A 20,400-nucleotide genomic window follows, 5' to 3' on the forward strand; every position below is an offset into this window, starting at 1 on the left:
GCGCCCTTCTCCCAGGGGACCGGGCCGTGGCCCTTCCAGCCGTTGCGGCGCAGGGCGTCGAGGCCGCGGTGGTAGCCCGTACGGGCGTAGGCGTACGACTCCACGACCGCGCCGCGCTCGAACGCCTCGTCGGCCAGCTGAGCCCAGGCGAGAGAGGAGGTGGGGTACTTGGCGGCGACGTCCGCGGGGGCGGTGCCCGCCGCGAGGAGTTCGCGGGGCTCCGGGTCGTCGGGGAGGTGGGTCGGGGGCGGGCCGCCGAGGAGGTTCTCGTGAATCGTCATGGAGTCCAGTTTGGCTCACGCGGCGCTGCGCCGTGCTGGTGCGCATGTGCGGGAGCCCTGTGCTGGCGGGTGTCCCGCGCTGGTGCCGGGCGGGGGTTGGGTCGCTCACCGGCACCGGCGGGGTGCCGCTGTCTGTGGGACGGGCGCTGCCCTGGGGTCCCCCAGGCCCTTGAGGCACTGAGGGAGGCACAGCTGCCCGTAGCTACGACGTCCTTCCAGCGGCGGAGCCGTCACGCTCCCGTGTGTCTAGCATTCCGGGCGCCGGCACCCCGGGGCCGGACGCCGGGCCAGCGCGAAAGCCAGGGCCGAGGCCAGCGCCAGCGCACCCGCGCAGATCGGCATCGCCCGCCTGAATGCGGCGTCGAAGGCCGACGGCACTCGATAAGCCTCCGGCCCCATCCCCGCCAGCAGCGGTAGCGCCGCGACCGCGATCAGCCCCGCCGCCCGGGCCGCCGCGTTGTTGATGCCGCTGGCCAGGCCCGCGCGGGCGGTGTCCACCGAGGCCAGGAGCGTGGCCGTCAGGGGAGCGGCGAGCGTGACCATGCCGGCGCCCATGACCAGGACGGCCGGCAGGACGTCCGCCGGGTAGTCGGCGTGCGGGCCCACCCGAAGCACCAGGAGCATCGCCGCCGCACACAGCAGCGGGCCCACCGTCCCCGGAGCAGGATCCATTTGCCCCGGGGCGGGTCCAGCCGGACATCGGGCATGCCCCCGGATATACAGCGGACCCGGCGCTGCAGACAGCCGCCGGGCCCACCGAGAAGCGCGGGTTACTTGATCTTGTTGCCCGCCGAGCGCAGGTTCTGCGTGGCCTCGACGACGCGCGCGGCCATGGACGCCTCGGCCAGCTTGCCCCAGGTACGCGGGTCGTAGGCCTTCTTGTTGCCGACCTCGCCGTCGACCTTCAGGACGCCGTCGTAGTTCTGGAACATGTGGGCGGCGACCGGACGGGTGAAGGCGTACTGGGTGTCCGTGTCCAGGTTCATCTTCACGACGCCGTTCTCCAGCGCGGTGCGGATCTCCTGCTCGGTGGAGCCGGAGCCGCCGTGGAAGACGAAGTCGAACGGAGACGCCTTGCCGAACTTCGCGGCGACGCCGTCGTTCAGCTCCTTCAGCAGATCGGGGCGGAGCACGACGTTGCCCGGCTTGTACACACCGTGCACGTTGCCGAAGGAGGCGGCCAGCAGGTAGCGGCCCTTCTCGCCCAGGCCGAGTGCCTCGGCGGTGCGGATCGCGTCCTCGACCGTCGTGTACAGGGAGTCGTTGATCTCGTGCGAGACGCCGTCCTCCTCGCCACCGGTCGGGGTGATCTCCACCTCGAGGATGATGCGGGCGGCGCGGGTGCGCTCCAGCAGCTCCTGGGCGATGGCGAGGTTGTCGGCGAGGGTCTCGGCGGAGCCGTCCCACATGTGGGACTGGAACAGCGGGTTCTTGCCGGCCTTCACGCGCTCCTCGGAGACCGCGATCAGCGGACGGACGTACCCGTCGAGCTTGTCCTTCGGGCAGTGGTCGGTGTGCAGCGCGATGTTGACCGGGTACTTCTCGGCGATGATGTGCGCGTACTCGGCGAGCGCGACCGCGCCGGTCACCATGTCCTTGCTGTACTGGCCGCCGAGGAACTCGGCACCGCCGGTCGAGATCTGGACGATGCCGTCGCTCTCCGCCTCCGCGAAGCCGCGCAGCGCCGCGTTCAGGGTCTGGCTCGAGGTGACGTTGATGGCCGGGTAGGCGAACTTGCCTGCCTTCGCCCGGTCGAGCATCTCGTTGTAGACCTCGGGGGTTGCGATGGGCATCTGTCCGCTCCTTGTGTTGCGGGTGAGAGGTTCTGCGTTACGGCCCTGACCTAGACCTGGGGGGTGACGTCATCGTCGCGCCCATCTTTCCAGACGTGGCGGCCCGGTCGGCGCACCGGTCAAGTCCAGGTCAAACCGCGCGGTCAGTCCAGACCCAGTTCATCCTTCGAGAAGGCGAAACGGTACGGAACCCCCGCGCCGGCCTCGATCTTCTCGGCGGCACCGGTGGCCCGGTCCACGATGGTCGCGACGGCGACGACCTCGGCGCCGGCCGCACGCACGGCCTCCACGGCGGTGAGCGGGGAGCCGCCGGTGGTGGAGGTGTCCTCGACGACCAGGACCCGGCGGCCCCTGATCTCCGGTCCCTCGACCTGCCGCTGCAGGCCGTGCGCCTTCGCCGCCTTGCGGACGACGAACGCGTCCAGCTTCTTCCCGCGCGCGGCGGCGGCGTGCAGCATGGCGGCCGCGACCGGGTCGGCACCCATGGTCAGCCCGCCCACCGCGTCGAACTCCAGGTCCGCGGTCAGGTCCAGGAGCACCTGGCCGACGAGCGGGGCGGCCTCGCCGTCGAGGGTGATGCGGCGCAGGTCGACGTAGTAGTCGGCCTCCAGACCCGAAGAGAGGGTCACCTTGCCGTGCACCACGGCCTTGTCCTTGATCTGCTGCAGCAGCGCGCCGCGTACGTCCGTCATGCCGACCAGCTTAAAGGCGCCGCCAGCTCCAGGTCGTCGTCGCCTCCAGCGGCTCCAGGGGGGTGACCAGGCGCGGAGCGGTGTTCAGGCCGTTGGGCGGGCCGGTCTGCGGCTCCACGCACACGGCCTCGGCCTGCTCGTCGTAGACGACCACCCACTCATCGCGGCTGGTCACCTTCAGCTCCAGCTGCCCCGGCCACGTGAGGGTGACGTCGACGCCGTCGGGCATGCCGAAGCAGTCGTCCCAGGGGCCGGGCCTGGGGTCGATACGGTTGCCGGTCGGCAGATGGTCGGCGCCGCGCTCCTCCTGCCAGGCGGGCTTGAAGTCCAGCACCACGTCCTCGCCCACCGCACCGTCCTCGCCTGCGAGGGTTCGGTTGAACCAGGGGTGCCAGCCGATCTGCGCCGGGAAGGAGTCGTCCCGCGCCTCCACCGACATCGTCAGCGACAGGCTGTCCTCGGTGAGCGTGACGACCTGGGTGACGCGGCCGGGGTGCGGCCAGGGCTCGACGAGGTCGTACGTGATCACCGCCTCGTTGTCCGCGACGCGCGCCACGCGCCAGGCGCCGTCGCGGGCGGTGCCGTGGATGGCGTGCGGCGGGGAGTTGAGCGGCATCTGGCGGACGGCACCGCCGTCGAGGAAACGGCCGTCCCGGATACGGCCGCACCAGGGCACCATCGGGAAACAGCCGTAGCGGTGCCCTTGCCTCAGCAGTTCCAGGGAGTCGACCTTGAGGCCGCTGATACGGCCACCGTGGGCAGAGCTGACATGTACCTCTGCGTTGCCTGCTGTCAGCGTGATGTCTTCGTTACTCACGGGATGACAGTACTGGGGGTGCCCCTGGGCAGGTCCCCTCAACGTCTCTTGCGCAGTGCCCTTCCTACGACGATCGCCGATGCCACTACCAGCGCCGCCGCCGGAGCCGCCCACCGCAATGCCGATGTCGCCGTGACCGTCTGGGGGGCCGGGACCGGAGCGTAGCGGCCTCGGGGTGGGGCGTGGTCGACCTCCTCGGCGCTGCGGCCGATCATCGTCCGGCGTGCGTGGGCGGCCTCGGCGGGAGGTTCGCCGGTGTCGGCGAAGTCCTCGGCGAGGCGGTCGGCCGCCGGGTCCAGCGAGGGCGGAGGGACCTCGGTGTCGAAGACGGAGGTGTGCTCGTCCGCACCGGCGTCCTCGTCCTCGGGCCCCGGCTCAGGCTCCGGCTCGCGCTCGGGCGCCTTCTCCTCCGGCTCCTCCGGGGCCGTCGCCAAGCTCTCCACGAAGCGGTTCAGCAGGCGGGTCAGTGCCGTGGTCACCGTGTCCGGCGGCAGCTCGGCGATGCGGCCGTCCGCGTCCGCCGTGCCCTCGATGGTGACCGTCGTACCGCCCTCGGTGTCCGCGAGGCGCAGGGTGAGGGCGAGCTTCACGGTGCCGGTGCCGCGGGCCTCGGCGGCGTCGCCCTCGACGGCGTATGTGCCGTCCTCGCGGGCGACCACCCGGGCCGTTCCCCGGTAGGTGACGGAGTGTCCGCCGACGCGCAGCTTCAGGCGTCCGGCGACGGGTTCGGCACCGGCGTCCTGCTGCAGACCGGGGACCGCCCGGGCGACGCGCGCGGGGTCGGCCAGGGCGTCCTTGAGCGGCTCGACCGGGACCGGGACGAAGACCTGGTGCTCCATGTCGGCTGAGCCTACCCAGGTGTGACCGGAAAGTACCCCCACCTGACCGGCTCGTCAGTACCGGCGCGGTACTGGCTCAATAGCGGGGATGGACCAGCGTGGACGCCGGCAGCCCCCCGATCCGCGTCCGCCGCGCCGCCCGCGCGTCCGCCGTCAGCACGTCCTGCGTCAGTGTGCGCGGGTGCCAGGGACCCAGCCGCAGGGACGGCGCGGTGGGCCCCGGCGCCGCCAGCAGGAACCCCCAGTCGTGCGGGGCTCCGGAGGTGCCCGCCGAGCGGTCGGGGCCGGCCGTGAAGCCGGAGTCATGGCCGAGGACCCGGTAGGGGGAGACGGCGAAGCCGGCCGCGCGCAGGGTCGCGGCGACCGTCCAGAAGACGCGGGGGCGGGTGGCGACGGACCCGGCGTGCACGACGAGCCGGCCGCCGGGGGCGAGGACGCGGCGGGCCAGGCCGTAGAACTCCTGGGAGTACAGCTTGGTGCTGGCGGTGATGCCGGGGTCGGGGAGGTCGGCGATCACGACGTCGTACGACCGCCTCCGCGCCCGGCGCAGCCAGCCGAGCGCGTCGACCGTGGTGGTGTGGACGCGCGGGTCGTCGTAGGCGTGGGCGTTGGCGGCGGTGAGGCCGGGGTCGTGGCGGGCCAGGCGCAGCAGGCCGGAGTCGAGTTCGACGATGTCGAGGCGGCGCACCCCGGACCGGCGCAGCACCTCGCGGGCGGCCAGGCCGTCGCCGCCGCCGAGGATCAGCACGCGCGCGTGCGGTCCGCCGGACAGCGCGGGGTGGACGAGGGCCTCGTGGTAGCGGCGTTCGTCGCGGCCGCCGACCCGGAGCCGGCCGTCCAGGAAGAGGTCGAGGGGCTTGCCGTCGGTGCCGCCGCTGAGGACGACCTCCTGGACGTCGGTCTGTTCGGCGACCCGGACGTCCTTGCCGTAGACGGCGTGCCGGGCGGCGCGTTCGAAGTCGTCGGCGAGGGCGGCTGCGGAGCCGAGGACCCCGAGGACGACGAGGCCGCCGAGCAGCAGGGTCCAGCGGGCCCGGCAGGTCAGGTCGCGGCGGAAGAGGCCCAGCACCAGGGCGCCGCCGGCGACGACGTTGACCGTGCCGGTGAGCAGTGCGCCCGTCAACTGGCCGAGAAAGGGCAGGAGTAGGAAGGGAAAGGCGAGGCCGCCGACCAGCGCGCCCACGTAGTCGGCGGCGAACAGGTCGGCCACCGCGCCGCCCGCGTCCTGGTGGCGGATGCGCTGGATCAGCTCCATCAGCAGCGGGACTTCGGCGCCGATGAGCAGGCCGATGGCGAGGGAGAAGGCGACCAGCAGACAGCGCGGGCCCTCGGCCCACATCCCTCCCCAGCCGCCGGTCCAGGCGAAGACGGCGTAGAGCGCCATCGCGCTGCACCCGCCGACCAGGGCGAGGACGGTCTCGATCGCGCCGAAGCCGGCGGCCGCGTGCCAGCGCAGCCGCTTGGCGCCGAGGGAACCGATGCCCATCGCGAACACCATCACGGACAGCACGACGGAGGCCTGGGTGACCGAGTCACCGATCAAGTACGAGGCGAACGCGACGAGTTCGAGTTCGTACACGAGCCCGCAGGCCGCGCAGACGAAGACGCACACGAGGACCAGGAACCGCCCGGTGCCGGGCCGGACGGGCAGCCGGGCGGGGCCTGTCCAGGAGGCCGGGGCACCCGGGGGCGCGGGGGCGTGCGGTTCGATCACGCTGCGACGTTACGTCACATGCTCGGTACGCTTCGTCACCCACACGTGTGGATCTGGGGGCTGTTGACGTCGTAGGGGTTTATGTTTCGTGCGGGGCATTCAGCTTTGCGTCCGCGCGTGCAGCACGGCGGGGTGTTCAGCGGAGTGGTGGGCTTTTTTCCGCGCGGAGTGCTCGGGCCGGCTGTCCGGCTCTGCCGTCGGCACGCGCGCCCCGACCCGGGTGCGCGTGGCCACCAACTGGCCGTCCTGCGGGTAGGCGTGCCAGGTGCGCCAGTGCACCTGGCCCTCGTGGCGCTGGGCCAGCATCGCTGTGAAGGCGTGCGGGCTGCCGGGGAAGACGCCCGCGAGGCCGTGCGGATGATCGGAGACAAGGGCGAGCAACTCCTGGGCGCGGCCCGCGAACGAGCCGGGCGTGAGCACTTCGACGCGCGCGGCGAACTCGTACTCCCAGTCGCCGACCCGCTTGGCGACGCCGAGCGGCAGCGGGGTGCTGGAGCCGGGGATGCATGCGACCGTCTCCGAACAATTGCCGTGCTCCTCCTCCAGCAGCACCTGGTGGGAGGCGCCGAGCAGTCTCAACTGGAGCTTCGCTCCGGTGAGTTCCAGTTCGAGGGTGGCCAGGGCGGGCAGCGGCTCGCGTCCCAGAGCCCAGGCCAGGTCGGCAGCGCGCGTATCGGTATAGGGGGTGTTCAGGGTCGTGAGCATGGATCGGCTCCGCATAACACGCGATGAGGGGGAGATCGGCCATGTCAGCCCAGCCGGCTCGGCCGGGTGGGGAGTCTCATTGACGTCCGAGGGGCTGCGTTGGCGATTTAGAGGGAATCATGAACAGAGGCGCCCCCACAGCGTTTTTACCCAACTTCGTGGGGTTTCCATCCCTCAGAGGGCTTCACTGCTCAACTGTTCAACCATGGCGTACGCCTGGCGCGGGAAACGCACGGCGAGCGCCCGCCGGCTGCCTCGGCCGGCGGGCGCTCGTGTGCGACCCGGATACGGTTCCCCCGGAAGCTCAGCTGCCCCGTGTCAGCTGCCTCCCCCGCATCCGCCCCCGCCACCGCACGACGAACCCCCGCCGCAGGAGGAGTGCCCTCCGCAGGAGTGGCCTCCGCCGCAGGAGTGCCCGCCGTGGTGGCCGCCGTGATGCCCGCCCGACGACCCGGAGTCGACGGTGCCCGCCCACCAGCTGCCGCCGCCGTCGTACGACGAGGCCGAAGAGGACGACGAAGACGACGAAGACGACGAGCGAGACGACCGGGAGCGTCCGCGGGAGCCGCCCTTGCCGAGCGACACCCGCGCCCGGCGCTTCCTGGACTCGCCCGTCAGCGCCCCTATGGTCACGAACGCGGCCACGGCCACGACGAAGATGATGCCGATTCCCATGGCGTCACCCTCCTTCCGTTCCCCCGAAGCGGCCCCCCGTGGACCGCCGTGACCCGCAGATGCCCGGCCCCCCGGAGACTCAAAGCAGAGTTGAGGAACTCCAGAGCTTGGGCGGAGGATGGCCGGCATGACCTCCAGCGCACGCCCTCACCTCAATCGCCAGCTCGCCGAGTTCGGGACGACGATCTTCGCGGAGATGTCCGCGCTCGCCGTGTCGACCGGCTCGATCAACCTCGGCCAGGGCTTCCCGGACACCGACGGCCCGGAGGAGATCCGGGAGGCGGCGGTGCGGGCGCTGCGCGAGGGCCGCGGCAACCAGTACCCGCCGGGCCCGGGCATCCCGGAGCTGCGCACCGCGATCGCCGCGCACCAGCAACGCCGCTACGGCCTCTCCTACGACCCCGACACCGAGGTGCTGGTCACGGCGGGTGCGACGGAGGCGATCGCGGCCAGCCTGCTGGCGCTGCTTGAGTCGGGCGACGAGGTCGTGGCCCTGGAGCCGTACTACGACTCCTACGCGGCGAGCATCGCGCTGGCGGGCGGCCGCCGGGTCCCGGTGACCCTGCGCCCCCACGACGGAAGCTTCCGCCTGGACCTGGACGAACTGCGCGCGGCCGTCACCGCCCGCACCCGCCTCCTGCTGATCAACACCCCGCACAATCCGACCGGTACGGTCCTCACGCGCGCGGAGCTGGCCGCGATCGCCGAGCTGGCGGTCGAGCGGGACCTGCTGGTGGTCACGGACGAGGTCTACGAGCACCTGGTCTTCGACGACGCCGAGCATCTGCCGCTCGCCTCCTTCCCCGGTATGCGCGAGCGCACGGTGACGATCGGCTCGGCCGGCAAGACGTTCTCCTTCACCGGCTGGAAGGTCGGCTGGGTCACGGCCACGCCGGAGCTGGTCACCGCGGTCCGCTCGGTCAAGCAGTTCCTGACGTACGTCTCCTCGGGCCCCTTCCAGTACGCGGTCGCCGAGGCCCTCGCCCTGCCCGACTCCTATTTCGAGGAGTTCCGCCGCTCCATGCTGGCCCGCCGCGACATCCTCGCCGAGGGCCTCACAGCGGCCGGCTTCCAGGTCTTCCGGCCGGCCGGCACGTACTTCATCACCACCGACATCCGCCCCCTCGGCGAAAAGGACGGCTTCGCCTTCTGCCGCGCCCTGCCGGAGCGAGCGGGCGTGGTGGCCATCCCGAACGCCGTCTTCTACGACGACCGGGAGGCGGGGGCACCGTTCGTACGGTTCGCGTTCTGCAAGCGTAAAGATGTGTTGCAAGCAGCCACAGAGCGACTGATCAAACTGCGGAAAGACTGAGCATCGAACGCGTCACATCGTTTGCTCTTTCAAGACTGCGAACCATTGCTCGGGGCGGTTGCCGCCCTCCGGAGCCTGCGTTCCGCAGAAGGCGCAGGGTTGTGCCCGCAGTTCCTCGGACTCCTCCGCGGTGAGCCCGACCGTCCACGCGCGGTGTACAACCCGCTGCCGCTCCCGGTGCCCCTCCGGGTCCGCCTCGCGGGCAGTCTGCATGCGGACGCGCTGGGCAGCCCGGTAGGCCTCCGGGCCGGCAGCCCGGCGCCTGCGCTCGGCCTCCCGTTTCTCCTCGCAGGGGCTTGGTCTCCCCGCACTGGTGCCGAGGGAAAATCCGCGCCCGCCGTGCCGGACCTGCCGGTTTTCGATGGCAACACCCCGGCATCGTCGAGGCACGGTGTCCGGCCATGTGCGGATTGACTCCAGCGTGAGGGCTGTCATGGGCTCACCTCCCTCAATTGCTATGCGATATCGACGTGTTGGGGCATGCCTCGTACGCTTGGAACTTCCATCGCCTGAACAGCTCCAGGCGCGGAAACACGGGGAAGGTCCGGCCCTCCAGACCCACGAAGGGGAGGGGTCGGAGGGCCGGACGTCTCCACCACAGGCGGGACGTGTGCAGCACGTCCCGGGCGGGTTCCCCGCCCGTCGTCCGCGAAGGAGCTGTAGTCCTCAGGAGGTGGAAGGTGTCCGAGAAAAAGAAGGAGTGGCGTAGGGAGCTGGCCGCCAGGTTTGCCGTTGCAGCAGCAGTAAAGGTGCTGTGGGGCTTGCTCGTTGAGCTGGTGATCCGTCCTCACGAATGATCTTGGACCACGTGGCGCCCCGGCCACCCCTTCTCTTGTCCGGGGCGCCACTCCTCGGCAGCCGACGAGGGCTCGGAAGCCGCCCCGCCCGGAGCCTTGGTGAGGGGTGGGCCGTCGCTCTTGTTGCGCCGTCGGCGCTGGTCCGATCGCTTCGGAACCGGTCCGGGCATGGCCGCCACCCCCTTCGGTCTCTGCTACGGCTTCTCGGGAACCAGGAGAGCCTGGGTCGCCTTCTTCGCGTCGCCCTTGAGCCCCGGCCGCTTCATGGCCGAGAGGTCCGCCGGGTGATCCGAGTACCGCTCCAGGTTGTGGTACGGCAGGCACGTGAACACGTAGTCGTACGCACCCGTGGGCAACTCCGACAGCGCCTCTGCCGAATCACCGACGACCTAACTGGTTAGCCCAGCCTTTCCCTGCTGGTGGCAACCGACGTGCGTGCATCACTCTCGAAGAAAGCGACTTGAGAAAGCCGGGTCCGGGGCCTGACTGTCCGCAGCTACTCGGAGGTGTGCGTCCCAAGGACCGCATCGACCCATCGCAGGTAAGCGTCCGACCCTGCCACGATGGGCACGGCCACCAACTCCGGGTTCTTCCACGGGTGATGTTCCAAGCGGTGCCCCTCCAGTTCGGCGTACCTGTCCGCGTGGCCCCGCCGGGCAGACCAGCAGCATACGGAGAAGAGCATGAGGAAACACATGGGAGGCGCGGCGCTCGCACTCGCGGTCGTGTCGGGGCTGACCGGATGCGGTGCTTCCGGGAAGGGCACGCACACGCCGGTCGCGGCGGGCCCGGTCACGATGCCCGAGCTGGTCGGGAAGAACGCCGAGAAGGCAGAGGAACAGCTGGAGAAGCTCGGTGTGCCGGAGAGCCGGATCAAGCTGCGGGCGGATGACGGAACCCATGTGGTGGTGCTGGTGGCTTCGAACTGGGATGTGAACACCCAGTCGGTGAAGGCGGGTGCTCGGCTCGGAGTGAAGGAGGTGGTCGTGCTCGGCGTGGGCAAGCCGACGTGGCGCCGGCGTCACCACGGTCACCTGCTCTGACGTGGCTTTCAGCCCGCCCGCCGGGATGAGATCGCAGTGCCCCACCCCGTCAGGACGCTTGACGTACTCGACACAGGTGAACCCACCCCCCACTCGGCCGTAACCTGCTCGCTTCGGCGCCCGGCCCCTTGCAGGGTGCTCAGATGTGACCCACGCCAGTACCACCCTCGCCTCGCCCGTAGCCGCGCTGAAGCCGGCGCAGCGCAGCCGTACCGGGCCCTCCCTCGTGCGGGCGAGTGTCGTCGCCGTGGGGCTCTTCCTCGGTGCCCGGCTCACCGGGGCCGCCGTACTCGCCCTCGTCGCGCACAGCGTCGGCAGGCATCCGCTGACGCTGCTCGCCCGGTCCTGGGACTCGGTCTGGTACCTGGGCATCGCCGCGCACGGCTACGGCCACGACCTGCCCTCGCACGACCCGGGCCCGCACAGCGACCTGGCGTTCTTCCCGCTGTACCCGGCGCTGGTGCGGGCCGTGGCCGCACTGACCCCGCTCCGCGCGAGCACGGCCGGGCTGCTGCTGTCGTGGGCCGCGGCAGCCGCGGCAGCCGCCGGGATCCACGCGGTCGGCTCCCGGCTGCACGGGCGGGCCACCGGTATCGCACTGGTGCTGCTGTGGGCGCTGCTGCCGCACTCGGTGGTGCTGTCGATGGCGTACACCGAGCCGGTGCTGACCGCGTTCGCGGCCTGGTCGCTGTACGCGGTGCTGGCCGGGAACTGGCTGTGGGCGGGCGTTCTCGCGGCGCTCGCGGGGCTGTCCCGGCCGAACGGGTTCGCGGTCGCCGCAGCGGTGCTGGCCGCGGCCGGAGCCGAGGCGTGGCGGGCGCGCGGAAAAGTTTCCCACAGGCTGTGGACGGGCGCGGTGCTCGCCCCGCTGGGCTGGACGGCGTATGTGCTGTGGGTGGGCCGGCGGAAGGGGGATCTGCTCGGGGGCTATTTCGAGGTGCAGCGGCTGTGGGGGTCGAGGTTCGACTTCGGGCGGGGTTCGCTGCATTACGCGCACGCGATGCTGCTGGAGGGCAGCCGGTTCGTGGTCCCGATGGCGCTGGCCGTCGTGGCGGTGGGGACTCTGCTGTACGTGGTGCTGCTCCTGGACCGCGCTCCGCTGCCGCTGCTCGTGTACGGCGGGACGCTGCTGCTGATCGCGCTCGGCGGGTCGGGGTTCTTCGAGTCCAAGCCGCGGTTCCTGCTGCCGGCCTTCCCGCTGCTGCTGCCGCTCGCCCAGGTGCTGGTCCGGACGGCAAGAACCCGGCCCTGGCACGCGACCGTGCTGGTCGCGGCCCTGGCCGGGCTCAGCTATCTCTACGGCGCGTATCTGGTGGTGTACGCGCAGGCACCGCTGTAGGCGGTGGCTGGCCTGCCCCGTGCGGGGCTACCCGTGCGGGGCTACCCGTGCGGGCCTATTCGGCGTCGCCCTCGGGTCCGCCTTCGCCGTCACCCTCGGGCTTGTCCGCCTCGTTGACGGCCTCCTCCAGGCCGAGCTGCTCGACCAGCCACTTGTCGAACTCGATCGCGGCCCGCACCCAGCTGACCGTGGAGGAGACGAAGTGGTTGATGTCGACGCCCGTGCCGATCAGCATCTGGGCCTCGCCGATGAGGCGGACCGTGCCGTCGTCGTGGGTGTGGGTGTACACCTTGGGCCACAGGGTGCGGCGGTTCCAGTCGTCGACGGACTCCAGCAGCTGCGGCTTCTCGTCGATCTTGTGGGGGCGGTCGTAGAAGGTCCGCACCGAGAAGACCGCCTGCTCGGCCTCCCCGCGGAACATGAAGTACGTGCGGAACTGCTCCCACGGAGCCGCGAGGTCGCCCTCCTCGTCGACGACGTACTTCAGCTCCATCTGGTCGAGGAGCTGCTTCACAAGGTCCTGATCCGGGAGGACGGGGCCGGCCGGTCCCTGGGGCTCAGGTTCGGGCTGGCCCCCGAAGTTCGGAATCGAGGACGGGTCGATGCTCACCGTGTTTTTCCCTTCATGCGGATTCCGCCATCCTCCCCCATCCGGGGAGGGGGGTGGCAAGCCCCGGCGGCTCCGTGTCAGCCCAGGGCTGCCAGTTCCCCCATCGGCCGCCGGGAACCTCCGCTTACGGGTACCCCTCGCTAGAGCGTCTTCCCGGTTGACGGGCCCACCAGCAGTCCCTCGCCGAAGCGGTCGACGCGGACCGTGTCGCCGTCCTTGACCTCGCCGGAGAGGATCTCCTTGGCGAGCCGGTCGCCGATGGCGGTCTGGACGAGGCGGCGCAGCGGGCGGGCGCCGTAGGCCGGGTCGTTCCCCTCCTCGGCGAGCCAGGCCAGTGCCTCGGGGGTGATCTCCAGGGTGAGCCGGCGCTCGGCGAGCCGCCTGCCCAGGCGGTCGATCTGCAGCTGCGCGATCCGCTCCAGCTCGGGCTGGGTCAGCGCCGAGAAGACGACCAGGTCGTCGAGCCGGTTGAGGAACTCCGGCTTGAAGGAGGCTCGTACGACCTTGAGGACCTGCTCCTTCTTCTCCTCCTCGCTGATGACCGGGTCGGCCAGGCCGTGTTCACTCAAGAACTGGCTGCCCAGGTTGGAGGTGAGCACCAGGATGGTGTTGCGGAAGTCGACTGTGCGGCCCTGACCGTCCGTCAGCCGGCCGTCGTCCAGCACCTGGAGCAGGATGTCGAAGACCTCGGGGTGGGCCTTCTCCACCTCGTCCAGGAGGATGACGGAGTACGGGCGGCGGCGGACCGCCTCCGTGAGCTGGCCGCCCTCCTCGTAACCGACGTAGCCGGGAGGCGCGCCGACCAGGCGGGCCACGCTGTGCTTCTCGCCGTACTCGGACATGTCGATGCGGACCATGGCCCGCTCGTCGTCGAAGAGGAAGTCCGCGAGTGCCTTGGCGAGTTCGGTCTTGCCTACGCCGGTCGGACCGAGGAAGAGGAAGGAGCCGGTGGGGCGGTCGGGGTCGGCGATGCCCGCGCGGGAGCGTCGTACGGCGTCGCTCACGGCCCGTACGGCCTCGGTCTGGCCGATGAGCCGCCGGCCCAGCTCGTCCTCCATGCGCAGCAGTTTCTGTGTCTCGCCCTCCAGGAGGCGGCCGGCCGGGATGCCGGTCCAGGCGGCGACGACGTCGGCGATGTCGTCCGAGCCGACCTCGTCCTTGACCATGGTGTCCTTGGCGACCTCCTCCTCGGCCTCGGAGGCGGCCTCCAGCTCCTTCTCCAGCTGCGGGATCTCGCCGTAGAGCAGCTTGGCGGCGGTGTCGAAGTCGCCGTCGCGCTGGGCACGTTCGGCCTGACCGCGCAGGTCGTCCAGGCGCTCCTTCAGCTCGCCGACCCGGTTGAGGGACTGCTTCTCCTTCTCCCAGCGGGCGGTCAGGCCCCGCAACTCCTCCTCCTTGTCGGCGAGGTCGCGGCGCAGCTTCTCCAGCCGGGCGAGGGAGGCGGGGTCGGTCTCCTTGCCGATCGCCAGCTCCTCCATCTTCAACCGGTCGACGGCGCGCTGGAGTTCGTCGATCTCGACAGGGGACGAGTCGATCTCCATGCGAAGGCGGGAGGCGGCCTCGTCGACCAGGTCGATGGCCTTGTCGGGCAGGAAGCGGGAGGTGATGTAGCGGTCGGAGAGGGTCGCGGCGGCCACCAGCGCGCTGTCGGCGATCTGCACCTTGTGGTGGGCCTCGTACCGGCCCTTCAGGCCGCGCAGGATCGCGACGGTGTCCTCGACGGTCGGCTCGGCGACCAGCACCTGCTGGAAGCGGCGCTCCAGCGCGGGGTCCTTCTCGATCCGCTCCCGGTACTCGTCCAGCGTGGTCGCGCCGACCATGCGCAGCTCACCGCGGGCCAGCATGGGCTTGAGCATGTTGCCCGCGTCCATCGCGGAATCGCCGCCGGCGCCGGCCCCGACAACGGTGTGCAGCTCGTCGATGAAGGTGATGATCTGCCCGTCGGAGTCCTTGATCTCGGCGAGGACGGCCTTGAGCCGCTCCTCGAACTCACCGCGGTACTTGGCACCGGCGACCATGGCACCGAGGTCGAGCGCGACGAGCCGCTTGTCCTTGAGGGACTCGGGCACGTCCCCCTTGACGATCCGCTGCGCGAGCCCTTCCACCACGGCCGTCTTGCCGACGCCGGGCTCTCCGATGAGCACGGGGTTGTTCTTGGTCCTCCGGCTCAGCACCTGCACGACCCGCCGGATCTCCTGGTCCCGCCCGATGACCGGATCCAGTCGGCCCTCGCGGGCGGCGGCGGTGAAGTCGGTGCCGAACTTCTCCAGGGCCTTGTACTGGCCCTCGGGGTCGGCGGTGGTCACGCGGCGTCCTCCCCTGGCCTTCTTGAAGGCCTCCAGCAGCTTCTTCGCGTCGGCACCCTGGCCCTTGAGCAGCTCACCGGCGGCTCCGCCCTTCGCGGCGATGCCGATCAGCAGATGCTCGGTCGACAGGTAGTCGTCACCGAGGTCCTTCGCGCGCTCGCCGGCGTCGGCGAGCACGGCCAGCAGCTCACGGCCCGGCTGCGGGGGCGCAACCGTGGATCCGGTCACGCTGGGCAGCGCGGCCAGCAGCTTTTCCGCACCCGCCCGTACGGCCGCCTGGTCGGCCTCCACGGCCGCGAGCAGGTCGGTGATGTTCTCGTTGTCCTGGCCCTGAAGCAGCGCCAGCAGCAGGTGAGCAGGGGTAAGGTCCGCGTGCCCTCCGGTCACGGCCCGGTTGCTCGCCGCGTTGATCGCGTCCCGGCTCCTGTTGGTCAGCTCGGCGTCCACGTTGTCCGTTCTCCTCCTCGGCCACACTCTCCACTGCTGACTTAACCAGCGTACACAAAGTTGAGTCTATTCCGCTCAAGGTAGGCGGGAAGCCGTGCGGGGACTAGGTTGCGGGGCATGGCGATCCACTCTGAGCAATACCTGGAGTTCTGGCGAGAACGCCACCTGTGCACCCTGACGACGCTCCGTCCCGACGGCAGCCCGCATGTGGTGCCGGTGGGGGTGACGTACGACGCGGCGGCCGGGCTGGCCAGAGTGATCACCAACGGAGCCAGCGCGAAGGTGAGACACGTGCGCGCGGCCGGAGCCGAGGGCGCCCGGGTGGCGGTGTGCCAGGTGGACGGCCGGCGCTGGGCGACGCTGGAAGGGCGCGCACGGGTGCGGACGGAACCGGAACACGTCGCGGAGGCGGTACGGCGCTATGCCGAGCGCTACGAGCGGACGCCGAGGCCGAATCCGGAGCGCGTGGTGATCGAGATAGCGGTGGAACGGGCGCTGGGGAATGGCTGAGATGACCGAAAACTTTCAGCCGCCATGGAAGCGCACCCATACCCGCACATATCCCCGAAAACTGCAGCGGCGTCACCGTGTTCAGGTCACGGTGACGCCGCTGCGGGGGGAAGCACCTGAGCGATCTTTTACGACGGGGGAATCGCGTCAGGCACTGCGGGGGGTGGCCGAGATGGTCCTCACGTCCCGGTCCGTCGGCCCGGCAAGCCGATGGTCCCGCTGGTCGAGGTTCACAAAGATCATTCCGTACCGGACGGCGCACCGCACCGGCTGGGGCGCGCCCCGCGGCTTGCGCAGGCACCGGTACGCCCGCACGTCCTCGTCCTCGTCCCGCGTCACGACGACCGGCTCACCGAACACGGTCACCATCAGCGAGTCACCGCTGTGGGGGATGGCGGTGACCAGGTCGATGAAGTGCCAGCCGGAGCGGTACGCCGTGGCCATTTCGCGGCGGAAGGAGCGGTCGTCGGGTGGAGTGGTCATGACCGCACGATCCAGCTGCTGTCATGCGGAGCGACCCACGAACTGTCACCCGGGACATCGGATGCCGCGATCACCCAGCTGCTGTCACCCGAACCGGCGGCAGCCACGCGCCAACTGCTGTCCTGCGCGACGTCACTCTTCGTCCCCGCGTGGCCGGTCAGCGCCCCGAAGGCCAGTGCGGCGGAGAAGGCGGCGACAAGCGCCGAGCGAAGCATTCTCTTATGCATAGTCGGCTTCGTCCTCATTTGAAGGTCACCTCTCCCCCGTCCGAATACGACGATGGCCCATTCCGGCACGTCATGGCCACACAATCGATGCATCATGTTCCTGCACGTTCAGGACCCTGGGGGGTGGAGATTTGGCGATAAATGAGACTAAGCGGACACATCCCCACGGGCTGACCGACCTGTGCGAGGACGGGCGCCGCCTTTACGGGAACGCTCTCCGGACGGGACGACTGGCCCGTGCGGATGTGGAACCCGCGCCGTGTTTGATGGAGTTCGCCCTCCTGCATCCCGACCCCGACGACCCGAACTGGCTGCGTCCGGTACCTCCCTCGATCGCCCTGGCCCAGCGGCTCAACCCGATCGAGCACGAGATCAACCAGCGCAGGCGGCAGTCAATCGAACTGGCCGATGCTTTCGAGCCGTTCATGAGCATCAGTGCCCAGCCGACGTCGACCACGCACTCGATCACCGTGCTGGAAGGCCTCGACCGGATCAACGCGGCACTGGATCTGGCCACAACTCAGTGCCAGAGCGAGATGCTCACCGTGCAGCCGAGCCGCCGACGGCTCGAACACACCCTCACCAAGGCACTGGAGCGCGACCGCCCGCTGATCGAACGCGGCTGCCGTATAAGGACCCTCTACCAGCACCCGGCCCGCTACAGCCCGGAGACGCTGGCGTACGTGGCCCAGTTCACCGACGGCAAGGTGGAGTACCGCACCATCGACGAACTCGTCGAGCGGCTGATCATCTGCGACGAGACCGTGGCCTTCATCCCGACGCGCGACGACGGGGAGATGGCCCTGGAACTCCGGCATCCGGGGCTCGTCCGCTATCTGATCAAGGTCTTCGAGTTCATGTGGGCCCGCGCGGTTCCGCTGAGCGCCGGCGCCCCCTACGAGACCGCCCCCGACGGCATCACGGAGATCCAGCACTCCATCGCCAAGCTCCTGGTCGAGGGGCACGTCGACGAGGCCATCGCGCGGCGGCTGGGCATGAACGTGCGCACCTGCCGGGCTCACATCGCCAAGCTCGCCACCGCACTGGGCAGCGGCAGCCGGGCCCAACTCGGTTTTCTCATCGCGCAGTCGGGGATGCTGGAGCAGGACCTCTGACGCCCGACGGAACAAGACGGAACAAAAAGGTGACTTTGCCTCCACCCACGGCGACGACACTCGCCCGCACGAGGGAGGGCCCGGTACAGCTGCGCTGCGTCGGCTTCAGCGCGGCTACGGGCGAGGCGAGGGTGGTCCTGACCGTCGCCCTGGCCAGGGAGCAGGAACTGCTGTCACGGGGCGGCCGTATGCGCGCCCTCGACGAGGTACCCGACCGCCTCATCGTCCTCGGCAGCGACAGCCGGGCCCAGCTGGGCTGTCTCATCGCACGCCCGGGGACTCTTGATCAGGAGCCGTGAGCGCGCCGGCGGGCAGGGCGGGGCCGCGGTGGCCGTCCAGGCCGACCTGGGCGATCCGCACACCCAGTTGGGTGCGGCTGGCCGCGCCGAGGGTCTCCGACAGGCGGGCGATGTGCGCACGGCAGGTGCGCACGCTGATGCCGAGCCGCTCGGCGATCACCGCGTCCTGGTGGCCCTCGGCGAGCAGCGCGGCGATGGACTGCTCGCGGTGCGAGATGCCCTCGATGCCGGTGTCGGGGAGCGGGGCCGTCAGGGGGATCGCGAGGCGCCACAGTCGCTCGAAGACCGTCACCAGGTACTCCACGAGGGCCGGGTGGCGCAGTTCCAGGGCCATGGTGCGGTCGGCGTTGGCGGGGATGAAGGCCACCGTGCGGTCGAACAGGATCAGCCGGTCGATCACCTCGTCCAGCGTCCTGGCCTCGACCGTCTCACCCATCAGTTCCAGGTAGTTCAGCAGGCCCTGGCCGTGGCGGGCGACGTGGGTGTAGAGGTCGCGCATGCGCACGCCCCGGCCGCGCAGGGCCAGCGCGCGGTGCAGGCCCTCGGTCAGCTCGGCCTCCCGGCGGATGCCGCCGGGCTGCACGGTGAGCACCTCGGTCGTGCAGGCCTCGGTCGCCTCGTCCATCGCGGCCTGGATCCGGGAGAGCCCGTCCAGCACCCGGATCGCGCTGCCCTCGGCCGGTGCGGCCAGGGCGCCCAGCTGGCGCCCGAGACCGGCGTACCACTCGAAGGCGGCCACCGCCGAGCCCACCCGGCGCTGGCTCTCGCTGACCTCGTCGTAGACCCCGCGCAGCAGCCTGGTCATGACCTCCTGCGGGGAGGTCGGCACCAGCCAGTCCATGTCGTCCGGGTCCGGGTGCAACAGAGCCAGCTCCAGCAGGCAGGGCACCGCCTCGGCATCAGCGCGGGGCACGCGCCCGCGGCGTACGGCCCGTGAGTACACCCGATCCCCGGCCGCGCACAGTCGGTCGGCGCCGTGTGGATGCTGCTCCGCCCCGCGCCCGGCCATCGTGCATTTCACCCCCGGTGTGCTGCCACTTCCGCAGCGCAACTATGCGCGGCGCCGACCGGGTCCGCAACACGGCTCACCCCAACAGGGTTGTCGCAAAACGCCGTTATATCCGAGTATCGACCATGCTCCACCCCTCGCATTGCACCAAGCTGAAGGACACCCGGTGCGGGGGTTCTACTTCAGGCCGATCGCCGCGCAGGCCGTCCTGTACTTGGCGGTGCAGATGTCGCCCACGGTGTAGATGCCGTCCGCGATGACCGTGGACTTGATGTTGCTCTTGGTCAGGGCGACCGGCTGGATCAGCTTGGCCGGGATGCTCTTCTGGGTGGGGCTGTCGACCTTGTCCTGGGTGAGCGCGTCGAACTGGATGTCCTTGCCCTGAACCTTTGCGACAGCCATCTGCGCGGCGGCCTCGGCCTCGTCCGGGTAGGCCTTGTAGACGCTCATGTACTGCTCACCGGCGACGATCCGCTGGACCGCGTCGAGTTCCGCGTCCTGGCCGGTGACCGGGGGCAGGTTCGTGACGCCGACGGCCTTCAGGGCCTTGATGACGCCGCCGGCCATGCCGTCGTTGGCGGCGTAGACGCCGGCGATGTTGTTCTTGCCGATCTCCTCGATGGCCTTGGCCATGTTGGATTCGGCCAGCTCCGGCTTCCAGTCCGTGGTGTCGTACGTCGCGGCGATCGTCACCTTGCCGTTCAGCTCGGAGAGCGCGCCCTCCTTGAACTGCTTGGCGTTCGGGTCGGTGGGCGAGCCGTTCACCATGACGATCTTGGTGGAGCTGTCGGCGTTCGAGCCGAGGGCCTGCAGCAGGGTGCGGCCCTGCACCTCGCCGACCAGCTCGTTGTCGAAGGAGACGTAGGCGTCGATCGGGCCCTCGGCGAGACGGTCGTAGGCGATGACCGGAATGCCCGCGTCCTTGGCCTTCTTCACCTCGGGGGCGATGGCGTGCGAGTCGACGGCGTCGAGCAGGATGACGTCGACCTTGTCGTCGATCATCTTCTGCAGCTGGGTGGCCTGCTGGGAGGCGTCCGCGTTCGCGTTCGCGTACTCGACGCTGCCCTTCTTGCCGGTGAGTTCGGCGACCTTGCTCTTGATGATGGGGTAGTCGAACTTGTCGTAACGGGTGTTGGCCTTCTCCGGCAGCAGCAGGCCCACGGTGAGGTCGTTGCCCTTGCTCGGGCTCGCGTCCGCGCCGTTCCCCGTCGCGTTCAGCACGCCACAGCCGGCGAGCGAGAGGGTCATCGTGGACGCGGCCACGGATATGGCAATACGACGCATTCGAGGGCTCACTTCAGGTGCGTTCGGGACTCGGGGGCTGCTATACGACCCAGGTGTCTGAAAAGACAACGCGGAGGCCACACCCGGCGTCAAGGCGAACTAC

At 70.3% G+C, this 20,400-nt stretch carries 23 protein-coding genes and 2 pseudogenes; 7 read left to right on the plus strand and 18 right to left on the minus strand.

The features are described from left to right. Positions 1 to 8: 8 nt before the first annotated feature. From M878_RS68575 to M878_RS68610, 8 genes and pseudogenes are all read right to left on the minus strand, one after another. Positions 9 to 281 (minus strand): annotated as a pseudogene (locus tag M878_RS68575) (DUF3151 domain-containing protein); the annotation flags it as partial. Between the two features lie 246 nt (positions 282 to 527). Further along, positions 528 to 941: pseudogene (locus M878_RS68580) on the minus strand (MFS transporter); the annotation flags it as partial. 110 nt (positions 942 to 1,051) lie between these two features. Beyond that, positions 1,052 to 2,074 carry a class II fructose-bisphosphate aldolase gene (gene fbaA / locus M878_RS68585; protein WP_023547949.1) on the minus strand — a complete coding sequence of 341 codons (1,023 nt, stop codon included), beginning with the start codon at positions 2,072 to 2,074 and terminating at the stop codon, positions 1,052 to 1,054. 143 nt (positions 2,075 to 2,217) lie between these two features. Continuing rightward, a complete protein-coding gene (pyrE, locus tag M878_RS68590; RefSeq protein ID WP_023547950.1) occupies positions 2,218 to 2,766 on the minus strand; it encodes an orotate phosphoribosyltransferase in 549 nt (182 codons plus the stop codon). A 10-nt stretch (positions 2,767 to 2,776) separates the two neighbouring features. Further along, the gene (locus M878_RS68595) at positions 2,777 to 3,583 is read right to left on the minus strand and encodes an aldose epimerase family protein (protein ID WP_023547951.1); all 807 of its coding nucleotides are present in this window, start codon (positions 3,581 to 3,583) and stop codon (positions 2,777 to 2,779) included. 38 nt (positions 3,584 to 3,621) lie between these two features. After that, positions 3,622 to 4,422 carry an SRPBCC domain-containing protein gene (locus M878_RS68600; protein ID WP_023547952.1) on the minus strand — a complete coding sequence of 267 codons (801 nt, stop codon included), beginning with the start codon at positions 4,420 to 4,422 and terminating at the stop codon, positions 3,622 to 3,624. Positions 4,423 to 4,498: 76 nt separating this feature from the next. Next, a complete protein-coding gene (locus tag M878_RS68605; protein ID WP_023547953.1) occupies positions 4,499 to 6,136 on the minus strand; it encodes a polyamine aminopropyltransferase in 1,638 nt (545 codons plus the stop codon). A 99-nt stretch (positions 6,137 to 6,235) separates the two neighbouring features. Further along, positions 6,236 to 6,841 carry a DUF2617 family protein gene (locus M878_RS68610; protein WP_023547954.1) on the minus strand — a complete coding sequence of 202 codons (606 nt, stop codon included), beginning with the start codon at positions 6,839 to 6,841 and terminating at the stop codon, positions 6,236 to 6,238. A gap of 463 nt (positions 6,842 to 7,304) precedes the next feature. Between M878_RS68610 and M878_RS98925 the strand changes: the two genes are divergently transcribed. Continuing rightward, complete coding sequence (locus tag M878_RS98925) at positions 7,305 to 7,568, plus strand: hypothetical protein (RefSeq protein WP_023547955.1); 264 nt, start codon at positions 7,305 to 7,307, stop codon at positions 7,566 to 7,568. A gap of 66 nt (positions 7,569 to 7,634) precedes the next feature. Continuing rightward, positions 7,635 to 8,828, plus strand: coding sequence for a pyridoxal phosphate-dependent aminotransferase (locus M878_RS68620; protein WP_023547956.1), 1,194 nt, complete (start codon positions 7,635 to 7,637; stop codon positions 8,826 to 8,828). Positions 8,829 to 8,840: 12 nt separating this feature from the next. Here the strand turns inward: M878_RS68620 and M878_RS97565 are convergent, their stop codons facing one another. The 4 genes from M878_RS97565 to cutA all read right to left on the minus strand — a co-directional run bounded on the left by M878_RS97565 (position 8,841) and on the right by cutA (position 10,322). Then, positions 8,841 to 9,263, minus strand: coding sequence for a hypothetical protein (locus M878_RS97565; RefSeq protein WP_158692710.1), 423 nt, complete (start codon positions 9,261 to 9,263; stop codon positions 8,841 to 8,843). Between the two features lie 352 nt (positions 9,264 to 9,615). Continuing rightward, entirely contained in the window at positions 9,616 to 9,795 is a 180-nt protein-coding gene (locus tag M878_RS000000102140; RefSeq protein ID WP_483414715.1) for a phage terminase small subunit, read from the minus strand. Positions 9,796 to 9,819: 24 nt separating this feature from the next. Continuing rightward, positions 9,820 to 9,981, minus strand: coding sequence for a hypothetical protein (locus M878_RS97570; protein WP_023547958.1), 162 nt, complete (start codon positions 9,979 to 9,981; stop codon positions 9,820 to 9,822). Between the two features lie 140 nt (positions 9,982 to 10,121). After that, positions 10,122 to 10,322, minus strand: a complete 201-nt coding sequence (gene cutA / locus M878_RS48220; protein WP_023547959.1) for a divalent cation tolerance protein CutA — start codon at positions 10,320 to 10,322, stop codon at positions 10,122 to 10,124. Here cutA and M878_RS68630 point away from each other — a divergent pair. Both M878_RS68630 and M878_RS68635 read left to right on the plus strand, forming a co-directional pair. Continuing rightward, positions 10,309 to 10,668 (plus strand): PASTA domain-containing protein, encoded by a 360-nt coding sequence (locus M878_RS68630; protein ID WP_078630321.1) that lies wholly within the window; start codon positions 10,309 to 10,311, stop codon positions 10,666 to 10,668. The two genes, cutA and M878_RS68630, sit on opposite strands and share 14 nt — an antisense overlap. Before the next feature lie 145 nt (positions 10,669 to 10,813). Continuing rightward, positions 10,814 to 12,007, plus strand: a complete 1,194-nt coding sequence (locus tag M878_RS68635) for a hypothetical protein (RefSeq protein WP_023547961.1) — start codon at positions 10,814 to 10,816, stop codon at positions 12,005 to 12,007. 55 nt (positions 12,008 to 12,062) lie between these two features. Here the strand turns inward: M878_RS68635 and M878_RS68640 are convergent, their stop codons facing one another. Together M878_RS68640 and clpB are read right to left on the minus strand one after the other, a co-directional pair. Next, positions 12,063 to 12,617 carry a type III secretion system chaperone family protein gene (locus M878_RS68640; RefSeq protein WP_023547962.1) on the minus strand — a complete coding sequence of 185 codons (555 nt, stop codon included), beginning with the start codon at positions 12,615 to 12,617 and terminating at the stop codon, positions 12,063 to 12,065. Between the two features lie 140 nt (positions 12,618 to 12,757). Further along, positions 12,758 to 15,370, minus strand: coding sequence for an ATP-dependent chaperone ClpB (clpB, locus tag M878_RS68645; RefSeq protein WP_023547963.1), 2,613 nt, complete (start codon positions 15,368 to 15,370; stop codon positions 12,758 to 12,760). A gap of 117 nt (positions 15,371 to 15,487) precedes the next feature. On the opposite strand from clpB, the gene M878_RS68650 reads away from it, so the two are divergent. Continuing rightward, positions 15,488 to 15,880, plus strand: a complete 393-nt coding sequence (locus tag M878_RS68650; protein WP_023547964.1) for a pyridoxamine 5'-phosphate oxidase family protein — start codon at positions 15,488 to 15,490, stop codon at positions 15,878 to 15,880. Between the two features lie 147 nt (positions 15,881 to 16,027). Here the strand turns inward: M878_RS68650 and M878_RS68655 are convergent, their stop codons facing one another. Both M878_RS68655 and M878_RS68660 read right to left on the minus strand, forming a co-directional pair. After that, on the minus strand, positions 16,028 to 16,363 hold the full coding sequence (locus M878_RS68655) for a Rieske (2Fe-2S) protein (protein ID WP_023547965.1): 336 nt from the start codon (positions 16,361 to 16,363) through the stop codon (positions 16,028 to 16,030). Then, positions 16,360 to 16,590, minus strand: a complete 231-nt coding sequence (locus M878_RS68660) for a hypothetical protein (protein WP_245238136.1) — start codon at positions 16,588 to 16,590, stop codon at positions 16,360 to 16,362. The genes M878_RS68655 and M878_RS68660 overlap by 4 nt, the downstream gene beginning before the upstream one ends. Positions 16,591 to 16,856: 266 nt before the next feature. Between M878_RS68660 and M878_RS68665 the strand changes: the two genes are divergently transcribed. Together M878_RS68665 and M878_RS48225 are read left to right on the plus strand one after the other, a co-directional pair. Further along, positions 16,857 to 17,705 (plus strand): helix-turn-helix domain-containing protein, encoded by an 849-nt coding sequence (locus M878_RS68665; RefSeq protein ID WP_023547967.1) that lies wholly within the window; start codon positions 16,857 to 16,859, stop codon positions 17,703 to 17,705. A 29-nt stretch (positions 17,706 to 17,734) separates the two neighbouring features. After that, positions 17,735 to 18,004, plus strand: coding sequence for a hypothetical protein (locus M878_RS48225; protein WP_031225262.1), 270 nt, complete (start codon positions 17,735 to 17,737; stop codon positions 18,002 to 18,004). Here M878_RS48225 and M878_RS68670 read toward each other — a convergent pair. Further along, positions 17,967 to 19,013: a helix-turn-helix transcriptional regulator gene (locus tag M878_RS68670; protein ID WP_023547968.1), complete on the minus strand. Its 1,047-nt coding sequence runs from the start codon at positions 19,011 to 19,013 to the stop codon at positions 17,967 to 17,969. The genes M878_RS48225 and M878_RS68670 overlap by 38 nt on opposite strands. A 177-nt stretch (positions 19,014 to 19,190) precedes the next feature. Continuing rightward, positions 19,191 to 20,297 carry a sugar ABC transporter substrate-binding protein gene (locus M878_RS68675; RefSeq protein ID WP_031225263.1) on the minus strand — a complete coding sequence of 369 codons (1,107 nt, stop codon included), beginning with the start codon at positions 20,295 to 20,297 and terminating at the stop codon, positions 19,191 to 19,193. Positions 20,298 to 20,400 lie beyond the last annotated feature (103 nt).

The organism is Streptomyces roseochromogenus subsp. oscitans DS 12.976 (genome assembly GCF_000497445.1).
Classification (GTDB): Bacteria; Actinomycetota; Actinomycetes; order Streptomycetales; family Streptomycetaceae; genus Streptomyces; species Streptomyces oscitans.

What these genes read in the sequence shown, in the direction of transcription:
- fbaA (WP_023547949.1), bottom strand. Translation starts at nt 2,074, where the DNA reads ATGCCCATCGCAACCCCCGAGGTCTACAACGAGATGCTCGACCGGGCG.
- pyrE (WP_023547950.1), bottom strand. Translation starts at nt 2,766, where the DNA reads ATGACGGACGTACGCGGCGCGCTGCTGCAGCAGATCAAGGACAAGGCC.
- M878_RS68600 (WP_023547952.1), bottom strand. Translation starts at nt 4,422, where the DNA reads ATGGAGCACCAGGTCTTCGTCCCGGTCCCGGTCGAGCCGCTCAAGGAC.
- M878_RS68610 (WP_023547954.1), bottom strand. Translation starts at nt 6,841, where the DNA reads ATGCTCACGACCCTGAACACCCCCTATACCGATACGCGCGCTGCCGAC.
- M878_RS68620 (WP_023547956.1), top strand. Translation starts at nt 7,635, where the DNA reads ATGGCCGGCATGACCTCCAGCGCACGCCCTCACCTCAATCGCCAGCTC.
- M878_RS97565 (WP_158692710.1), bottom strand. Translation starts at nt 9,263, where the DNA reads ATGACAGCCCTCACGCTGGAGTCAATCCGCACATGGCCGGACACCGTG.
- M878_RS000000102140 (WP_483414715.1), bottom strand. Translation starts at nt 9,795, where the DNA reads ATGCCCGGACCGGTTCCGAAGCGATCGGACCAGCGCCGACGGCGCAAC.
- M878_RS68630 (WP_078630321.1), top strand. Translation starts at nt 10,309, where the DNA reads ATGAGGAAACACATGGGAGGCGCGGCGCTCGCACTCGCGGTCGTGTCG.
- cutA (WP_023547959.1), bottom strand. Translation starts at nt 10,322, where the DNA reads ATGTGTTTCCTCATGCTCTTCTCCGTATGCTGCTGGTCTGCCCGGCGG.
- M878_RS68650 (WP_023547964.1), top strand. Translation starts at nt 15,488, where the DNA reads ATGGCGATCCACTCTGAGCAATACCTGGAGTTCTGGCGAGAACGCCAC.
- M878_RS68655 (WP_023547965.1), bottom strand. Translation starts at nt 16,363, where the DNA reads ATGACCACTCCACCCGACGACCGCTCCTTCCGCCGCGAAATGGCCACG.
- M878_RS68660 (WP_245238136.1), bottom strand. Translation starts at nt 16,590, where the DNA reads ATGCATAAGAGAATGCTTCGCTCGGCGCTTGTCGCCGCCTTCTCCGCC.
- M878_RS68665 (WP_023547967.1), top strand. Translation starts at nt 16,857, where the DNA reads ATGGAGTTCGCCCTCCTGCATCCCGACCCCGACGACCCGAACTGGCTG.
- M878_RS68670 (WP_023547968.1), bottom strand. Translation starts at nt 19,013, where the DNA reads ATGGCCGGGCGCGGGGCGGAGCAGCATCCACACGGCGCCGACCGACTG.
- M878_RS68675 (WP_031225263.1), bottom strand. Translation starts at nt 20,297, where the DNA reads ATGCGTCGTATTGCCATATCCGTGGCCGCGTCCACGATGACCCTCTCG.